General features: G+C 69.5%; 17 protein-coding genes. 8 read left to right on the top strand and 9 right to left on the bottom strand.

Annotation, left to right across the window (positions count from 1 at the left end):
• Positions 1 to 34: 34 nt before the first annotated feature.
• From ACZ56U_RS08525 to ACZ56U_RS08510, 4 genes are all read right to left on the bottom strand, one after another.
• Positions 35 to 472: an SsgA family sporulation/cell division regulator gene (locus ACZ56U_RS08525; protein WP_391233510.1), complete on the bottom strand. Its 438-nt coding sequence runs from the start codon at positions 470 to 472 to the stop codon at positions 35 to 37.
• Positions 473 to 567: 95 nt separating this feature from the next.
• Positions 568 to 1,302: an IclR family transcriptional regulator gene (locus ACZ56U_RS08520; RefSeq protein ID WP_469083409.1), complete on the bottom strand. Its 735-nt coding sequence runs from the start codon at positions 1,300 to 1,302 to the stop codon at positions 568 to 570.
• Between the two features lie 609 nt (positions 1,303 to 1,911).
• Positions 1,912 to 2,124, bottom strand: coding sequence for a DUF5326 family protein (locus tag ACZ56U_RS08515; RefSeq protein ID WP_469083264.1), 213 nt, complete (start codon positions 2,122 to 2,124; stop codon positions 1,912 to 1,914).
• 181 nt (positions 2,125 to 2,305) lie between these two features.
• Complete coding sequence (locus tag ACZ56U_RS08510) at positions 2,306 to 2,623, bottom strand: cupin domain-containing protein (protein WP_469083263.1); 318 nt, start codon at positions 2,621 to 2,623, stop codon at positions 2,306 to 2,308.
• A gap of 60 nt (positions 2,624 to 2,683) precedes the next feature.
• Between ACZ56U_RS08510 and ACZ56U_RS08505 the strand changes: the two genes are divergently transcribed.
• From ACZ56U_RS08505 to ACZ56U_RS08485, 5 genes are all read left to right on the top strand, one after another.
• On the top strand, positions 2,684 to 3,061 hold the full coding sequence (locus tag ACZ56U_RS08505) for a phage holin family protein (protein ID WP_469083262.1): 378 nt from the start codon (positions 2,684 to 2,686) through the stop codon (positions 3,059 to 3,061).
• A 7-nt stretch (positions 3,062 to 3,068) separates the two neighbouring features.
• On the top strand, positions 3,069 to 3,566 hold the full coding sequence (locus ACZ56U_RS08500) for a low molecular weight protein-tyrosine-phosphatase (protein ID WP_469083261.1): 498 nt from the start codon (positions 3,069 to 3,071) through the stop codon (positions 3,564 to 3,566).
• Positions 3,563 to 4,771 (top strand): cystathionine gamma-lyase, encoded by a 1,209-nt coding sequence (locus ACZ56U_RS08495; RefSeq protein WP_469083260.1) that lies wholly within the window; start codon positions 3,563 to 3,565, stop codon positions 4,769 to 4,771. Before ACZ56U_RS08500 ends, ACZ56U_RS08495 begins: the two co-directional genes overlap by 4 nt.
• A gap of 268 nt (positions 4,772 to 5,039) precedes the next feature.
• Positions 5,040 to 5,945: a LysR family transcriptional regulator gene (locus tag ACZ56U_RS08490; RefSeq protein ID WP_469083259.1), complete on the top strand. Its 906-nt coding sequence runs from the start codon at positions 5,040 to 5,042 to the stop codon at positions 5,943 to 5,945.
• An 88-nt stretch (positions 5,946 to 6,033) separates the two neighbouring features.
• Positions 6,034 to 6,516, top strand: a complete 483-nt coding sequence (locus ACZ56U_RS08485; RefSeq protein ID WP_469083258.1) for an NUDIX domain-containing protein — start codon at positions 6,034 to 6,036, stop codon at positions 6,514 to 6,516.
• Positions 6,517 to 6,641: 125 nt separating this feature from the next.
• On the opposite strand, the gene ACZ56U_RS08480 is transcribed toward ACZ56U_RS08485, so the two are convergent.
• Together ACZ56U_RS08480 and ACZ56U_RS08475 are read right to left on the bottom strand one after the other, a co-directional pair.
• Positions 6,642 to 8,159 (bottom strand): globin domain-containing protein, encoded by a 1,518-nt coding sequence (locus tag ACZ56U_RS08480; protein WP_469083257.1) that lies wholly within the window; start codon positions 8,157 to 8,159, stop codon positions 6,642 to 6,644.
• A gap of 422 nt (positions 8,160 to 8,581) precedes the next feature.
• Positions 8,582 to 9,214 (bottom strand): HAD family hydrolase, encoded by a 633-nt coding sequence (locus ACZ56U_RS08475; protein ID WP_469083256.1) that lies wholly within the window; start codon positions 9,212 to 9,214, stop codon positions 8,582 to 8,584.
• Positions 9,215 to 9,443: 229 nt separating this feature from the next.
• Here ACZ56U_RS08475 and ACZ56U_RS08470 point away from each other — a divergent pair, with 229 nt between their 5' ends.
• Positions 9,444 to 10,310, top strand: a complete 867-nt coding sequence (locus tag ACZ56U_RS08470) for a GNAT family N-acetyltransferase (protein ID WP_469083255.1) — start codon at positions 9,444 to 9,446, stop codon at positions 10,308 to 10,310.
• Positions 10,311 to 10,373: 63 nt separating this feature from the next.
• On the opposite strand, the gene ACZ56U_RS08465 is transcribed toward ACZ56U_RS08470, so the two are convergent.
• Positions 10,374 to 11,582 (bottom strand): MFS transporter, encoded by a 1,209-nt coding sequence (locus tag ACZ56U_RS08465; RefSeq protein ID WP_469083254.1) that lies wholly within the window; start codon positions 11,580 to 11,582, stop codon positions 10,374 to 10,376.
• A 140-nt stretch (positions 11,583 to 11,722) separates the two neighbouring features.
• Here ACZ56U_RS08465 and ACZ56U_RS08460 point away from each other — a divergent pair, with 140 nt between their 5' ends.
• Positions 11,723 to 12,181: a MarR family winged helix-turn-helix transcriptional regulator gene (locus ACZ56U_RS08460; protein ID WP_469083253.1), complete on the top strand. Its 459-nt coding sequence runs from the start codon at positions 11,723 to 11,725 to the stop codon at positions 12,179 to 12,181.
• A 9-nt stretch (positions 12,182 to 12,190) separates the two neighbouring features.
• Positions 12,191 to 12,643, top strand: a complete 453-nt coding sequence (locus tag ACZ56U_RS08455) for a GNAT family N-acetyltransferase (RefSeq protein WP_469083252.1) — start codon at positions 12,191 to 12,193, stop codon at positions 12,641 to 12,643.
• Positions 12,644 to 12,916: 273 nt separating this feature from the next.
• Here the strand turns inward: ACZ56U_RS08455 and ACZ56U_RS08450 are convergent, their stop codons facing one another.
• Together ACZ56U_RS08450 and dnaB are read right to left on the bottom strand one after the other, a co-directional pair.
• The gene (locus ACZ56U_RS08450; RefSeq protein WP_469083251.1) at positions 12,917 to 14,302 is read right to left on the bottom strand and encodes a serine hydrolase domain-containing protein; all 1,386 of its coding nucleotides are present in this window, start codon (positions 14,300 to 14,302) and stop codon (positions 12,917 to 12,919) included.
• A gap of 64 nt (positions 14,303 to 14,366) precedes the next feature.
• On the bottom strand, positions 14,367 to 15,839 hold the full coding sequence (gene dnaB, locus ACZ56U_RS08445) for a replicative DNA helicase (RefSeq protein WP_398836922.1): 1,473 nt from the start codon (positions 15,837 to 15,839) through the stop codon (positions 14,367 to 14,369).
• Between the last annotated feature and the right edge of the window lie 265 nt (positions 15,840 to 16,104).

The following is a 16,104-nucleotide window of genomic DNA, read 5'->3' as shown; positions in this document are numbered from 1 at the left end:
CTGAAGCGTTACTCCTCCTCCGTGCCGTAACGCTTCAGCCAGCGCTCTGCTCCTCCGCCAGGATCCGGTCCAGCGCCTCCTCGAGGTGCGCGTCGAAGTCCGCGAGCGCCCCCTCCTGGCCGAGCGGCACCAGCTTGTCGGTGCGGTCGAGGAAGGCGATGAGGGGCGCCGCCGAGGAGCGGAACAGGGCCTGGTCGGCGCCGACCTGAAGACGGATCAGGACCTCACCCAGCGTGTCCACCTCGGCCGGCGCGATGCGCACGTCACCGTCGCCGCACGGGCGCCCCACGCCGTCGATCATCAGCTCACGCCCGAACGCCCAGGTCACCGGCGCGTCTCCGGGCAGATGGAAGGTGAGCCGCACGGCGTAGGGATCGTGGGTCTCGTAGCCCAGCTCCACCGGGATGCGAAAGGAGAGTTCCTCGGAGACGAGAAAACTCATCATGACCTCTGCCTGTACGGACTCACCCATCGTGTACCCCGTCATCTGCCGCTGGCCGGGAATGATCCCTCTGACTGTGGTCGAAGTTTGCTTAACGTACACGAGAGATCACAAGGAGTGAGTTTTCAGATACTGATAGAGATCGCCAACGACCCCAGGAGCCGCCCGACCTCGCTCTGTAGCTGACGGGCGGCCTCGGGCAACCGGCCGGCCTGATGGACGGGCAGGGAGATGGCCATCGTCGCGGCGGTGGTGCCCACGGTGAGGGGAATCGCCGCACACACCGTCCCGAGTGCGTACTCCTGCCGCTCGAAGACCGGCTCCATGCGCGACGTCCGGTCCAGGCGCCGCAGCAGCGTGTGATCGTCCCGCACGGTGTACGGGGTGATGGCCTGCACGGGGTAGCGGTCGAGGTGGTCGCGGCGGGCCTGCTCGTCCAGCTGGGACAGCAGGCACTGTCCGATGGCGTGCGCGTGCGCGGTCTCACGGAAGTCGGCCCACTCCTCGACCGCCGGGTTGCCGGGGGTGTCGGAGACGCACATGACCTCGATCTCGCCGTCCCGGTAGAGCGCGTAGTACACGGGCACGCCCAGGGCATCGCGCCAGTGGGCCAGGGTCTCGGCGACCGTGCTGCGACGTTTCTGCCGCGCTCCGCTGCTGCTCAGCCGCTCCGCCGCCTCGCCGAGGAAGAACAGTCCCTTCTCCCGGCGCAGATAGCCCTCGTGGACCAGGGTGCGCAGCAGGTGGTAGGCCGTGGGCAGGGCGAGGCCGGTCTCGCGGGCCAGCTGTTTGGCGGGGGCGCCGTGTTCGTGGCCGGCGACGGACTCCAGCAGGCGCATGGCGCGCTGGACGGACCCGATGAGGGTCGTGGGGTGCGGGGCCTCTGGCGCGTCGGTCCGCGTCGGTGACGGAGGCGTCTCCGGGCGGGGCCGGCTCGCGCGTACGGGCTGCTCCGGGGGCCGGGGGCGGGAATCCACTGACGGGACGGGGGCTCGTGCCGGGCCGGGTGCCGTGAGGGGTTGTGCGGGTCCGGTGTCAACCGTGGCCAAGGGTCACTCCCGAAGCGCGAGGGGGCCGCCCGTGCGGGGGAACACGGGAGGGGTGTGCGCCGCTCACGGGGGATCGTCCCCGCGTCGAATTCCGGACTTTAACCGTCCGTCACCGCTCGCACTCGGCCTGTACCGAAAACTTCCCCCGCCCGAGGGAACCGGTGATTCCTGTTACCGACCCCCGGTCCCGCTCATCGGAGGTCGTACGGCGACACGTTCGCGGCCGCCCGACACCGCTCATCGGTCCCTCGCAACGCCCTTCCCAGGCCGCCGCAGAACGCCGATCACCGGTCACGCACGCACCGCCGATCACCGGTCACCGCACGCACCGCCGGTCGGCGGGTCGACTCACGCCGCCGCTCCCCGGTCGCCGCATCACGCCCTCCGCCCGTCACCGCCCGCCGCCGGTGACCCCACGCGTCACCAGTCGCTGCGCGACGAGGAGCTCGACATGAACTTCCGCACCACGTAGATCAGTCCGCCGACCAGGGCGACGAAGACCAGCAGCTTGAAGAGCAGGCTGATGACGAAGCCGACGACGCTGGCTATCAGCCCGCCGAACACGACCAGGGCGATGACCGGCACCGCGATCCACTTCACCCACCAGGGCAGTCCCGCGAAGATCTCTCCCATTGCTCTCGTCCTTACCTCTCCGCCCGTCGCTCGTGCCGGGTCCGGTCGAAGACCCGGGCTCGTGATGCCGGATCCCTCTGTTGTTCCTGCACTCGATGCTAGGTCGGGGAGTTGCCCGGCGGGGGCCTCGCACCCCTTGTCCTCCCCTGACTGATCCCCTAGGGAATCCCGGGGTGGCGGCTCAGCTCTCGGGCGGAGAGAACACCACGAGGACCCGCAGATCCTCGCTGATGTGGTGGAACTTGTGGGCGACCCCGGCCGGTACATAGACCACGCTGCCGCGCGCGACCTCGGTGGTCTCCATGCCCACGGTGATCGCCGCACGGCCGCTCACCACGAAGTAGACCTCGTCCTGATGGTGCGGCTTCTGTGGATCACGCTCGCCGGCGTCCAGCGCGTACAGGCCGACCGACATGTTCCGTTCCCGCAGAAACTGCAGGTAGGCGCCCTCGTTCGCGGCGCGCTCCGCCTCCAGTTCGTCCAGCCGGAATGCCTTCATCGCCCTCGTCCGCCTCTTTCGCACTGCTCGTAGCCGATCTCGTCTGCCACGATCAGACACATGAAGAATTTCGTAGTCAAGACGATCGCCAACGCGGGTGCCCTTGCGGTCGCCGTCTGGCTGCTGGACAAGATCACGCTGACCGGTGGCAGCACGGGCAAGAAGATCGCCACCCTGATCCTCGTCGCGCTGATCTTCGGAGTGGTGAACTTCCTGGTCAAGCCGGTCGTACAGCTCTTGAGCCTGCCGCTGCTGATCCTGACGCTCGGCCTGTTCACCCTGGTCGTGAACGCGTTGATGCTGCTGCTGACCTCGTGGCTGGCCGACAAGGTCGACCTGAGTTTCCACGTCGACGGCTTCTGGACCGCCGTGCTCGGCGGCCTGATCATCTCGATCGTGTCCTGGGCGCTCAACGTCGTCCTGCCCGACGGGGACTGAGCTCTCCATGACGTATCGGGTCTGCTTCGTCTGCACCGGCAACATCTGCCGTTCGCCGATGGCCGAGTCCGTCTTCCGCGCACGCGTCGCGGAGGCCGGGCTCGGTGACCGGGTCGAGGTCGACAGCGCCGGCACGGGCGGCTGGCACGAGGGCGACGGCGCCGACCCGCGCACGGTGTCGGTCCTCGAGGAGCACGGTTACGACAGCGCCCACACGGCCCGTCAGTTCCAGCCGTCGTGGTTCGAGCGCCTCGACCTCGTCATCGCCCTCGACCACGGTCACCTCAAGGCCCTGCGCCGCCTCGCCCCCACCGAGGAGGACGCCGCGAAGGTGCGGCTGCTGCGCTCCTACGACCCGTCCGCGAGCGCGGACCTCGACGTCCCGGACCCGTACTACGGGGGCATGGACGGCTTCGAGGAGTGCCTTGAGATGGTGGAGGCGGCGAGCGAGGGCCTGCTCGCCGCGGTACGCGAGGACGTGGACGGACAAGGACGGGTGGCATGAGCGATTCGACGGAGAACACTGGCGACGACACACGCGCGGTAGCGGCGGGGAACACCGGCGGCACGCGCGCGGTAGTGGCGGGGCATGCCGGCGACGGCACGCGCGCGGTGCGGGCCGGACTGCCCGAGCCGGTCAGGAACGAACCCACGCTGCCCGGCCCGGTGTTCGCCGCGCACTTCCATCTGCCGGGCGAGGTGAGCGGTCCGTACACCTACGGCCGGGACGAGAACCCGACCTGGACGCTCCTGGAGCGCGCCATCGGCGAGCTGGAGGCGCCCGGGCAGGACAGCGTGCAGACGCTCGTGTTCGCCTCGGGCATGGCCGCCATCTCCGCTGTCCTCTTCTCACAGCTGCGCGCCGGGGACACGGTCGTGCTGCCCGCCGACGGTTACCAGGTGCTGCCCTTGGTGCGCGCGCAGCTGGAGGCGTACGGCATCGAGGTGCGGACCGCCCCGACCGGCGGTGACGCGCAGCTGGAGGCCTTGGACGGCGCGAAGCTGCTGTGGATCGAGACGCCCTCGAACCCGGGGCTCGACGTGTGCGACATCCGGCGGCTCGTCGAGGCGGCACACGCGCGTGGCGCCCTCGTCGCGGTCGACAACACCCTCGCGACCCCGCTCGGGCAGCGGCCTCTGGAGCTCGGCGCCGACTTCTCCGTGGCGAGCGGGACCAAGCAGCTCACGGGGCACGGAGACGTCCTGCTGGGGTACGTCGCCGGCCGCGAGGGCAAGGCGATGACCGCCGTACGACGCTGGCGCAAGATCGTCGGAGCGATCCCGGGTCCTATGGAGGCCTGGCTCGCGCACCGTTCGATCGCCACGCTCCAGCTGCGGGTGGACCGGCAGAACGCGACCGCGCTTCAGCTCGCCGAGGTCTTGAAGGGGCGCCCGGAGATCTCCGGGCTGCGCTATCCAGGGCTGCCCGACGACCCCTCGCACAAGGTCGCCTCGCAGCAGATGCGGCGTTACGGGTGCGTGGTCTCCTTCACGCTGCCCACGCGCGCGCGTGCCGACCGTTTCCTCGACGCGCTGCGGCTCGTGGACGACGCGACGAGCTTCGGTGGGGTGCGTTCCACGGCCGAGCGGCGGGGGCGCTGGGGCGGGGACGACGTGCCGGACGGTTTCATCCGCTTCTCCGTCGGCGCCGAGGACCCCGAGGACCTGGTGGCGGACGTGCTGCGCGCGCTGGACGAGTCCGCGCACTGACCCGCCTCGCCGCCCCTTGATCGCCGTCCTTCGATCGCTGTCCGTCGACCCCTGTCCGTCGCCCGCTGTCCGGCTGCGCACAACGAACGGTCCGAGCCTCCCCCCTCGTGGCTCGGACCGTCCTCGGTTCCGCGCGCGAAGAACCGCGCCAACAAGGCTAGTTGACTCTGTGTCAGTGTCCAATCACAGTAGCGACAGCGGCCTATCGACATATTTATAGTTGGGCGGGTTCGGGGCCGGGGCAGGGCGACGAAGGGGAGGGCCTGGTATGGATCTGGCCTTGCTGCGGACCTTCGTGACCGTGCACCGGGCCGGCTCCTTCACTCGCGCCGCCGCGCTGCTCGGCCTCTCCCAGCCGGCCGTGACCTCGCAGATCCGCACGCTGGAGCGGCAGTTGGGGCGCCCGCTCTTTCTACGGCAGGCGCGCGGGGTGACCCCGACCAGCATCGGCGACGAACTCGCCCACAAGGCCGCGCCGCACCTCGACGCCCTGGTCGAGATCACCGAGACCGGCCTGGACGACGAGTCCTCCCTGCGCACCCTCCATCTCGCCGGGCCACCCGAGTTCACCGCCGAGCGAGCCCTGCCCGCCCTCACGGAGCTGACCGGCGAGGACGGTCAGGGGTTCGCGCTGCGCGCCTCCTTCGGGAACGCCGAGGAGACCCTGGAAGGTCTGGCCGCCGGGCACCACGATCTCGCCATCACGACGGCTCGTCCACGCGGTGCCCTGCTCACGGCGACTGCGCTCTGCGACGAAGTGCACGTCCTGGTCGCCGCCCCGCACTGGGCGAAACGGATCAACACCGGGACCCTGCGACGCGTAGATGCCCCCGCCCTCAAGGGCCTTCCGGTGATCGAGGTGCACGAGTCACTGCCGTTCGTCTCCCGCTACTGGGCCTCGGTCTTCGACTGCCTTCCGGCCACTCCGGGCACGGTCATCGTTCCCGATCTGCGCGCGGCGCTCGCCTGTGCGGTGGCGGGCGCCGGGCTCGCGGTGCTGCCCAGCTATCTGTGCGCGCCCGCTCTGGAGCGTGGTGACGTCGTGGCCCTGCACCAGCCGGCGGTACCACCCCTGCGCACGTACTTCCTCGTGGTCCGGACGGGCACCTTGGCGATGCCACACGTCGCACGTGCTCACGAATGGCTGCTGCAGGCCGCTGCGAACTGGTGCTGACCTGCGGTTTTCTCCGCATCACGCGATGAACTCGACTGATCACGATGCGCGATGTTTCACGTGGAACCAACCGGGCCACATTTCACCCATGACCGTCCGACCCGTGGTCAAGCGCACCGCCCGCGCCGTTCTTCTGGACGGCGACGACCTGATCCTGATCAAGCGCACCAAGCCTGGTCTGGATCCCTACTGGCTCACGCCCGGTGGCGGGGTCGAGCCGGAAGACCCGACCGTGGTCCACGCCCTGCACCGCGAGGTGTACGAGGAGCTCGGCGCCAAGATCACCGACGTGGTGCCCTGCTTCGTCGACACCGTGGAGCACATCGGCGAGGACGGCGGCGCGACGGGAGTGAAGGTCCAGCACTTCTTCGTCTGCCACCTGGAGTCCATGGACACCTCGCTGCGGCACGGCCCCGAAGTCGACGAACCCGTCGGGGAGTACGAGATCGTGCGGGTGCCGTTCACCCGTATCGGGATCGCCTCCGTCCACCTCGTACCGCTGTCGCTGCGGCACTATCTGGACGGGAACATCGAGGGCGTCCGTGCCATGCACGCGCCGGACCTGGGCTGAGGCCTCGGCTGAGCCTTGGGGCGGGCTGGGCTGAGCTGGAAACGGTCGCCTAAGCCGAGCTTGAGGGGGTGGCCTTCGCCGACCTTGGGGCGGCGGCCTTCGCCGAGCTTCGGGCCAGGCTGAGGTCAGTCCCCGACGGCGACGAGTTCCTCCACCGAGTCATGTCGTATGCGCTCAGACGGGATGCCGATGTCCCTCAGGGCGTCCACGCCGCTGCGGATCATTCCGGGCGGGCCCGAGAGGAAGGCGTCGAACTCGTTCCAGGGGCCGTACCTGCGGATGGCCTCGGGAAGCTGAACGCGGGCCTGCTGGTCGATGACCGCGCGGACAGAGAGCCACGGGTGCGACTGCTGGAGCCTGAGCAGCGTGTCGATGTCGTACAGGTCGTGGTCGGTACGGGCGCCGTAGAAGACCTCGACCGGCCGCCGTTCTCCGCGTTCGGCGACATCCTCGACCAGGGCCTTGATGGGCGCTATGCCGGTGCCGCCGCCCAGGCAGAGCAGTCCGCTGTCGGTGGTGTGGTCCACGGTCATGGAACCGGTCGGCGGGCCGAGCCGGAGGATGTCACCGGGCCGCGCGCGGTGCACCAGGGCGTTGGAGACCCAGCCGGCCGGGACGGCCTTCACGTGGAACGACAGCAGGCCGTCCGAGCGCGGCGCCGAGGCGAAGGAGTAGTGCCGCCAGATCCGCGGCCACCAGGGCGTCTCCAGGCTGGTGTACTGGCCCGCGAGGAAGGGATAGGGCTGGTCCGGCCGTACGGTGACGACAGCGACGTCCGGTGTCCTCAGGTCGTGCGAGACGACCTCCGCGTACCACCAGGCCGGGGCGCGCAGTTCGTCGACGGCCGCCGCGTCGATCATCACCTGCGAGATCGTCGTGTACGCCCGGACCCAGGCGGCCTCCAGCTCCGGGTCCCAGATCTGCTCGGCGTACTTGCTCAGGGCGCCGATGAGGCACTCGCCCAGGGCCGGGTAGTGCTCGGGGCGGGTGCCGTACTTGCGGTGGCCGCGGCCGAGGTTCTGGAGGTAGTCGACGAGAACGGGGGTGTTGTCGATGTGCTCGGCCGCTGTGAGCAGCGCCCTGAGCAGCCGGTCCCGCTGGGTGTCCATGGCGGCCGGGAAGAGCGAGCGCAGGCCGGGGTGGCGGACGAAGAGCAGCGCGTAGAAGTACGAGGTGACCTTGTCGGCCACGGGGGCGACCTCCGCCATGGTCCGGCGGATGAGGACCGCGTCCGGTGTGGCTTGCTGGACCCGCGCCCGGGTGGAGCGCTGCGGAGACGCGCGGTGCTCGGGCAGCGTAAGGCGCGCCGGAGCGGGCCGGGGTATGTCGTGGAAGGCGGAAGCCGGTGTCAGAGGCGTCGGTTCGCCCTGGGCGGGCGGTGCGATGTCCTGGGGTGCCGACGCGCTCGGCCCGGACCCCGGTGCGTGGGTGTCGAAGCCCGATGCGCTCGTGTCGGAAGACGGCATATCCGTGTCGGAGCCTGATGTGGTCCTGCCGACCGGACGCAGTGCCGCGAGGCGGCTTCCCTCGGTGGTCTCCTGTTCGTTGCCGGGTGCCGACGCCGGCTGCTTGTGCGGCGTGAACCAGCCGTCTCCGCCGCCGGAAGTGCCGTTGTCGGCCGACGTGGTGGTCGGAGCGTCCATGGTGTGCCTCGCCTCGAACATCTTTCGGTCGGTCTGCGCACTTCCTCGGTCGGAATGTGCCTGCTTTCCCCCGCAGACGGTTGCTTTCCCCGTTCGTGCTCATTGCCGATACGGCCGCGATCAACCCTCATTCGCGCCCCACACGGACAAGCAAGGCGAGAGGGAGGACATGGGCCGCAGACTCTCACCGCAGCATCCCATCGCACGGGAGCGCACTGGCCGCATAACCGAGAACGCGAGTCTTCGATCTCGCCGTCCCGTTAGGCTCTTCTGCCTTGTTCTCGGTCCGGGCACCGTGCTGCACGCGGATGTGCCCACCTCGCGGGACAAGAACCGACGTCGACCCTACCGGTCGCCGTCTTGCACACACCCCCCATGCGCCCCCACGAAAGAGGTGAGAGGCGAACCGCCGATCGCCTCAATTACCGGGCGTGGCGCACCAATTCATAAGCGGCCCACAGGTCTCTGCCCGTGTAGGCATGGGTCGCGAGAGCGGACAGATGGCTGTCCGCATTGACCGCCACAGAGAGGGAAACAACGCCGAAGAGGTCCTTGTCCGAGGACGAGTCTCCATAAGCGACGCAGTCGGCACGCGTCACTCCGAACTCCGCGCAAAGCCGGTCCGCGATCAGGACCTTGGCCGCGGCACTGAGAATTCCGGACGGGTCGACGGGCTCGGTGAACGGCACAGCGGGGAAGCGTGATCCGTGGGCCGCGTGCGCACCCCATGTGGTGAGCCGCTCGACGAAGAAGGACGGTGAGAGCGACACGACGGCGCAGTAGTCACCGTCTTCCCGGATCGCCTCCCAGACGTCACGAATGCGGGTCAGCCACGGAGCACCCTCGAAAGCAGCGGCCACATGAGCTTCGGTGAGCTCCGTCCACAGTTCACGTACCCGCAGCGCATACTCGGGCGGGTCTATCAGCCCCGCCGCGATCGCCTGGTCGAGCGCCACCGCCTCGGCTTCCAGCCCTAGTTGCCGGGAGATCTCCACGGGCGAGGAAGTGCCGTACAGCAATGTGCCGTCGAGATCGAAGAGATGAAGTCTGGCCATGGCGCCGAGGCTAACCGGGCCGGCTTTCAGCCAGGTCGTCGAGGACGCCGGGACTCTCTGGGCGGGGCTTCGATTCGGGACACCCGTTGCCGCCGTTCGCCCATGTTTCACGTGAAACATGAACTCGCTGTCGGGACGCTGTACGGGCGGCGTCGGCATGGCCAAAACCTCGTATGTCTCATCGGAAACAGGTGGACGCCGAGGGCGCCCGTCAGACAGCCTGACCTGCGTGTCGACACCTTCCCTCGCCGATCTGCCCATCCGCCGACTGACCCGGCGCGATCTCACCGCCTGCGCCGACTTGTCCGAAGACCGGGGGTGGCCGCGCGAGGAGCACAAGTGGGGCTTCCTCCTCACAGCCGGAAAGGGATACGGCATCGACGACCCCGCCGGAGGTCTTGTCACCGCCTGCGCCGTCACCGAGTACGGCCCCCACGGCCGCCCCGATCTGGGAGCGATCGGCATGGTGCTGGTCGCCGAGCGGCACGCACGCCAGGGCATCGGCCGCCGACTGATGCATCACGTGCTCTCGGCGATGGGCACCACCCCGCTGACACTGCACGCGACGCCGAACGGACGCCCGCTGTACGAGGAGCTCGGCTTCAAGGTCACCGGGCGGGCGGAAATGGTCCGGGGCCGTCTCAGGGACGGGGGTTACCGGCCCACGGTCGCCACCCGCGCGGCCACCGCCGAGGACCTCACCGCCATCCTCCGCCTCGACGAGGAGGTCTTCGGCTCCGATCGCACCCACATCGTCACGCGCCTGCCCGCCTTCGCCGACCAGCTGCGGGTCGCCGAGGAGAACGGCCGGATCATCGGTTACGCGGGGGCCTGGCCCAATCAGGACACTCACGTCGTGGGTCCACTGGTCGCCCGGGACACCGAGACGGCGAAGGCGCTCGTCGCCTCCCTCGCCGCCCACACCGACCGCGCGCTGCGTACCGACATCGACGTGCGGCACGAAGAGCTGCTGACGTGGGTGAAGGACCGGGGACTGGAGTCCGTCGCCTTCAACTCGGTCATGACCTACGGGATGTCGGAGCTGCCCGGTGACTGGAGTCGACGGTTCGCGCCGGTGACGGTCGCGGCGAGCTGAGAACCGCCCGCACGGCGATGCCGGTCCTTTCGGATCCCGCATCACCGTCGTGCCGCATGCGGTTCAGTGATGGACGGCGGCTTTCCGCTCAGCCGGTACGGCACCCGTGATGACCTGGCTGGCCACCTGGTCGCGTCGCTCCAGAGCGGCGGAGACAAGGGCCAGTCCCAGGGCGGCCGCGGCGAGAGCGGCGCCCACCCAGTTGGGGGCGGTGTAGCCGAAGCCGGCGCCGATGACGAGGCCCCCGAGCCAGGCGGACAGCGCGTTGCCCAGGTTGAACGCGCCGATGTTCACGGCCGAGGCGAGGGTCGGGGCGCCGTGCGCCTGGTCGAGGACGCGCTTCTGCAGCGGCGGGACCGTGGCGAAGCCCAGGGCGCCGATGAGGACGATCGTGACGGCGGCGAGGACCTTGTGGTGCGCGGTGAACGTGAAGAGCGCGAGGACGACCGCCAGGGCGCCCAGGGACACGTACAGCAGGGGCATCAGGGCGCGGTCCGCGTACTTGCCACCGATGAGGTTGCCGCCGACCATGCCGAGGCCGAACAGGACGAGCAGCCAGGTGACGGAGCCGTCGGCGAACCCGGCGACGTGGGTCATCATCGGCGCGATGTAGGTGATGGCCGCGAAGACGCCGCCGAAGCCCAGGACGGTCATCGCCATCGCGAGCAGGACCTGGGTGTTCTTGAAGGCGGCCAGTTCATGGCGCAGACGCACGCCCTCCGGCCTGGGCAGGTCGGGGACGAGCTTGGCGACGCCGATCAGCCCTACGACGCCCAGCGCGGCGACGACGGCGAAGGTGACCCTCCAGCCGATGCTCTGTCCCACGAGCGTGCCGAGCGGGACGCCCACCACGTTCGCGACGGTGAGACCGGTGAACATCGTCGCGATGGCTCCGGCCTTCCGCTCCGGGGCGACCAACTCGGCCGCGACGACCGAGCCGATACCGAAGAAGGCGCCGTGCGCGAGTGAGGCCACCACCCGGCCGATCAGCATGACGCTGAAGGCGGGGGCCAGGGCGGACAGCAGGTTGCCCGCGATGAACAGGCCCATGAGGACCATCAGCATGCGCTTGCGGGAGACCTTGGTGCCGAGCGCCGTCATCAGCGGGGCACCGAACATGACGCCGAGCGCGTAGCCCGTCACCAGGAAGCCGGCCGTGGGAATGGAGACCCCGAAATCGTCGGCGACCTCGGGCAGCAAGCCCATGATCACAAACTCGGTGGTCCCGATCCCGAAGGCCCCGATCGCGAGAGCGAGGAGCGCGAGAGGCATGGGGTCTGCACCCTTCCAGTAGTTGCACGAGCGCTTTACAGCCCCAGACAATACTTGCAGACGCCTTATACTTGCAAGCGACGACTATTGCAGAGGTGCCCTATCCTGGTCTCAGCCGCTCCGGGACGAAGGAAGCACCGATGACAGCGACGGACCCCGCACTCACCGCCCTCGCACAGGGCTGGTGCGCCCTCTCCCTGCTCCACGGGAGGATCGAGGCCCACATCGAGCGGGCCCTCCAGGCGCAGCACGACCTCAGCGTCCGCGAGTACTCCCTGCTCGACGTGCTCAGCCGCCAGCACGACGGGGAGGGCGGGCATCTGCAGATGAAGCAGGTCGCCGACGCCGTCGTCCTGAGCCAGAGCGCCACCACCCGACTGGTCACCCGGCTCGAGGACCGAGGCCTGCTCACCCGCTACCTCTGCCCCACCGACCGTCGGGGCATCTACACCAACGTCACCGAAGCCGGCCTCAAGCTCCTCGCCGAGGCGCGGCCGACGAACGACTCGGCCCTGCGTGAGGCCCTCGACGCAGCGGCCCGGAATGCCGAACTGGCCCCTCTGGTCCGGGCCGTGGAGTCGCTGAAGGCGCCCGCATAGGCTGCGGCCATGGGAGATCTTGAAATACGGGCCGCCGCCCCTGCCGATGTCGCCGCGATCGTCGCCATGCTCGCCGACGACCCCCTCGGCGCACAGCGTGAGTCACCGGACGACCTCGCCCCCTACCTGGCGGCGCTGGAGCGGCTCGCCGCCGATCCCCACCAGCACCTGGTGGTCGCCGTCCGTGAGGGCCGGGTGGTCGGCACACTCCAGCTCACGATCATTCCCGGGCTGTCCCGCCGCGGCTCGACCCGGTCGATCATCGAGGGGGTCCGCATCCATGCCGACGAGCGCGGCAGCGGCCTGGGGACGCAGCTCATCGAGTGGGCGATCGACGAATCCCGGCGCCAGGACTGCCAGTTGGTGCAGCTGACCTCCGACGCCACCCGCACCGACGCGCACCGCTTCTACGAGCGGCTGGGGTTCGAGGCCTCACACGTGGGCTTCAAGATGGCGCTCTGACCTTCGGAGCCCTACGCCATACAGACTCGACCGGGCCGCTCTGCACGGCTACGACGTGCACACCTTCGACGCCGGGGCCCTCTGCAGCAGCCACAGCGGTCGCCAGCGGGAGCGGGTGGCCGCGATCAGGCCGATCGCCACCAGGGCAGCTGGGCCGCTCGGGCTCCCTGACGGGGCCTTCGTGCTCTCTGCCAGACGGCCGCTCGGTTCACCCGGGCACCGAAGGGCCTGTTTCACGTGAAACAGGCCCCACGCCTCACCCGATCCCGCGCCTCACCCGATCCCGCGCCACCCCTCCGGGTCCACCCCACCCGGCACAGGCGCCCCCTCGTCGTACGGCTGACGCGTGAACACGAACGAGCCGAGGTCCAGGTGGCTCACGCTGCCGTCAGGCCGCCGTACGGCCCTCAGCGGCTCTCCGGCGAAGTAGCCCTCCAGTCCCGTCCACGTGCCGTCCCCGTTCGCACGGAACCGCGAACGGCGGCCGATGCCGCTCAAGGGGGCCAGGGAGACGCCGCCCTCGGTCGTCAACCGCAGAGCGAACGCGTGAGTCCCCCAGTACCACTGACCCGCCAACTCCAGCACAGCCGAGTCGACTTCGGGCAACGGACGCCACGGCTCGGGCGTCCGCGGCTCGGCCTCCGCGACGATCCGGACGAGATCGGCACCCACGGAGCCGAGGAGCGGCCCGGAGGTGCAGTTGGCCAGCACCACCGCGGCGACGTCGTCCGCCACGCTGATGGTGAGGTTCGCCAGGAAGCCCGGCAGGGACCCCGAGTGCCCGACCAGCAGCCGACCGTCCCGGCTCTGCACCTGCATCCCGAGCCCGTAGGCCGCACCGTCCAGAACATCCGCCGCCTCGGCAGGCGCGGCGGGCGTCCGCATCTCCCGCACCGTCTCCGGACTCAGCACCCGGTCGTCGCCCCTGGCCAGGAACGCGGCGAAATTCGCCAGGTCGCCGGTGGTGGACCAGAGTTGGCCGGCCGGCGCCATCCGCCCGAGGTCCTCGGTGGGTTCCGGAAGCATCACGTCGGCCCAGGGGTGCACCGCCCAGCCGCCCGCGTGCGGCGCCCGTGGCTGGGTGCTCGTGCGGTCCAGGCCGAGGGGTTCGAGCACCTCGCGCCGCAGTACGTCCTCCCACGGGGCTCCACGCAGCTTCTCCACCAGCGCGCCGAGCAGGGTGTAGCCGGGGTTCGAGTAGTGGAAGCGGCGGCCGATCGGATGCAGGAAGGGCTGCTCACCGAGCACATCGGTCAGTTCGGGACGCAGGGAGCCCGGACTGCGCTCCCACCACGGCCCCGGCGACTCGGCCGCCAACCCGGCTGTGTGGGCGAGCAGTTCGGCGATGGTGGCCTCCCCCGCGCCGGTGCCCGGCAGATGCTTCTCCAGGGCGTCGCCGAGGTCGAGCAACCCCTCGTCACGCAGCCGCAGCACGAGCACGGCGGTGAAGGTCTTGGTGATCGAGCCGATCCGATACTGCACGTTCTCGTCCGGCCCGTGCCCGTCCACCGAGGTCCGCGAGCCGTGCCACACGGCTCTTCCGTCCCGTACGACCGCCGCGACCAGCGACGGCGCGCGCCCCTCGGACTGGGCCACGGCGATACGGTGCAGCAACGCCCGGCGCGTGCCCGGGAGCAGCTCTTCCTGAGATGTCGTCATGGGCCCAGTCCACCCCGCGGCACGCCGGGACGTCGAACTCATTAGGCCGCCGCGGCCGGCCGGCTCAGGTCTGCGCCATGTCCACGAAGCGCGAGTAGTGGCCCTGGAAGGCGACCGTGATCGTCGCTGTCGGGCCGTTACGGTGCTTGCCCACGATGATGTCCGCCTCACCCGCGCGCGGTGACTCCTTCTCGTAGGCGTCCTCGCGGTGCAGCAGGATGACCATGTCCGCGTCCTGCTCGATGGAACCGGACTCACGCAGGTCGGACACCTGCGGCTTCTTGTCCGTACGCTGCTCGGGGCCACGGTTGAGCTGGGAGAGCGCGATGACCGGGACCTCCAGCTCCTTGGCGAGGAGCTTGAGGTTACGGGACATGTCCGAGACCTCCTGCTGACGGCTCTCGGAGCGCTTGCCCGACTGCATCAGCTGGAGATAGTCGATGATCACGAGCTTGATGTCGTTGCGCTGCTTCAGCCGGCGGCACTTGGCGCGGATCTCCATCATCGACAGGTTCGGGGAGTCGTCGATGTAGAGCGGCGCGGCCGAGACCTCGGGCATCCGGCGCGCCAGGCGGGTCCAGTCGTCGTCCGTCATGGTGCCGGAGCGCATGTGGTGCAGGGCCACGCGTGCCTCGGCGGACAGCAGGCGCATCGCGATCTCGTTGCGCCCCATTTCGAGGGAGAAGATGACGCTCGGCAGGTTGTTCTTGATCGACGCGGCTCGGGCGAAGTCCAGCGCGAGGGTGGACTTACCCATGGCGGGACGGGCCGCGATGACGATCATCTGCCCCGGGTGAAGCCCGTTGGTGAGGGAGTCGAGGTCGGTGAAGCCCGTGGGCACACCGGTCATCTCGCCGGTGCGGGAGCCGATCGCCTCGATCTCGTCGAGCGCGCCCTCCATGATGTCGCCGAGAGGGAGGTAGTCCTCGCTGGTGCGCTGCTCGGTGACCGCGTAGATCTCGGCCTGGGCGCGGTTGACGATCTCGTCGACGTCGTCGTCGGCCGCGTATCCCATCTGGGTGATGCGGGTGCCGGCCTCGACGAGTCGGCGCAGGACCGCGCGCTCGTGCACGATCTCCGCGTAGTACTCGGCGTTCGCTGCCGTGGGCACCGTCTGGACGAGGGTGTGCAGATACGAGGCTCCGCCGACCTTGTTGATCTCGCCGCGCTTGGTGAGTTCGGCCGCGATGGTGATCGGGTCGGCCGGCTCGCCCTTGGCGTACACATCGAGGATCGCCTGGAAGATGGTCTCGTGCGCCGGCTTGTAGAAGTCGTGGCCCTTGATGACCTCCACGACGTCGGCGATCGCGTCCTTGGACAGCAGCATGCCGCCGAGGACGGACTGCTCGGCGTCGAGATCCTGCGGCGGCACGCGTTCGAAGGACGTGCCCCCGCCGTCCCATTCGCCGTTCTCCCGGCCACGGTCATGCTGCTCGTCTCGGCCCCGGCCACCGTCGCCGCGGCGACGCGAGGCGGGCAGGCGATCACTGGGACCGCTGTCGGCCCACGGATCGTCCAAGGGCTCGGAAATGCTCACCGAGCCACCTCCTCCCGTCCGCCGAGCGGACCTCGCCGTGCCCTCTGTTCTACGGCACGGCACTGACAAATAAGAGGCCCAACTCCGGTTCGGGCGCGTCGGTTTTGTGATGGTTTCCAGGCCGACGAACGGAGCGGGCGCCGGACCACGGTAGGCCCCCCGGCACCGTCAGCCAATCTGGTTATCCACAGGCCATGTGGACGACGGCCCAGATGCTGTGGAGAACTCCGCGAAACCTGTGCACGACACGGTGGACAGGCCTGTG

Source organism: Streptomyces sp. NPDC034103, assembly GCF_055575395.1.
The sequence above is the reverse complement of the archived record's forward strand: the minus strand, read 5'-3'. Positions and strand labels throughout refer to the sequence as shown.

Bases quoted from the DNA above. Each gene is read 5' to 3' on its own strand.
- ACZ56U_RS08505 (WP_469083262.1), top strand. From the start codon at position 2,684: ATGAAGAATTTCGTAGTCAAGACGATCGCCAACGCGGGTGCCCTTGCG.
- ACZ56U_RS08515 (WP_469083264.1), bottom strand. From the start codon at position 2,124: ATGGGAGAGATCTTCGCGGGACTGCCCTGGTGGGTGAAGTGGATCGCG.
- ACZ56U_RS08510 (WP_469083263.1), bottom strand. From the start codon at position 2,623: ATGAAGGCATTCCGGCTGGACGAACTGGAGGCGGAGCGCGCCGCGAAC.
- ACZ56U_RS08455 (WP_469083252.1), top strand. From the start codon at position 12,191: ATGGGAGATCTTGAAATACGGGCCGCCGCCCCTGCCGATGTCGCCGCG.
- ACZ56U_RS08490 (WP_469083259.1), top strand. From the start codon at position 5,040: ATGGATCTGGCCTTGCTGCGGACCTTCGTGACCGTGCACCGGGCCGGC.
- ACZ56U_RS08495 (WP_469083260.1), top strand. From the start codon at position 3,563: ATGAGCGATTCGACGGAGAACACTGGCGACGACACACGCGCGGTAGCG.
- ACZ56U_RS08525 (WP_391233510.1), bottom strand. From the start codon at position 472: ATGGGTGAGTCCGTACAGGCAGAGGTCATGATGAGTTTTCTCGTCTCC.
- ACZ56U_RS08450 (WP_469083251.1), bottom strand. From the start codon at position 14,302: ATGACGACATCTCAGGAAGAGCTGCTCCCGGGCACGCGCCGGGCGTTG.
- ACZ56U_RS08475 (WP_469083256.1), bottom strand. From the start codon at position 9,214: ATGGCCAGACTTCATCTCTTCGATCTCGACGGCACATTGCTGTACGGC.
- ACZ56U_RS08465 (WP_469083254.1), bottom strand. From the start codon at position 11,582: ATGCCTCTCGCGCTCCTCGCTCTCGCGATCGGGGCCTTCGGGATCGGG.
- ACZ56U_RS08485 (WP_469083258.1), top strand. From the start codon at position 6,034: ATGACCGTCCGACCCGTGGTCAAGCGCACCGCCCGCGCCGTTCTTCTG.
- ACZ56U_RS08460 (WP_469083253.1), top strand. From the start codon at position 11,723: ATGACAGCGACGGACCCCGCACTCACCGCCCTCGCACAGGGCTGGTGC.
- ACZ56U_RS08500 (WP_469083261.1), top strand. From the start codon at position 3,069: ATGACGTATCGGGTCTGCTTCGTCTGCACCGGCAACATCTGCCGTTCG.
- ACZ56U_RS08480 (WP_469083257.1), bottom strand. From the start codon at position 8,159: ATGGACGCTCCGACCACCACGTCGGCCGACAACGGCACTTCCGGCGGC.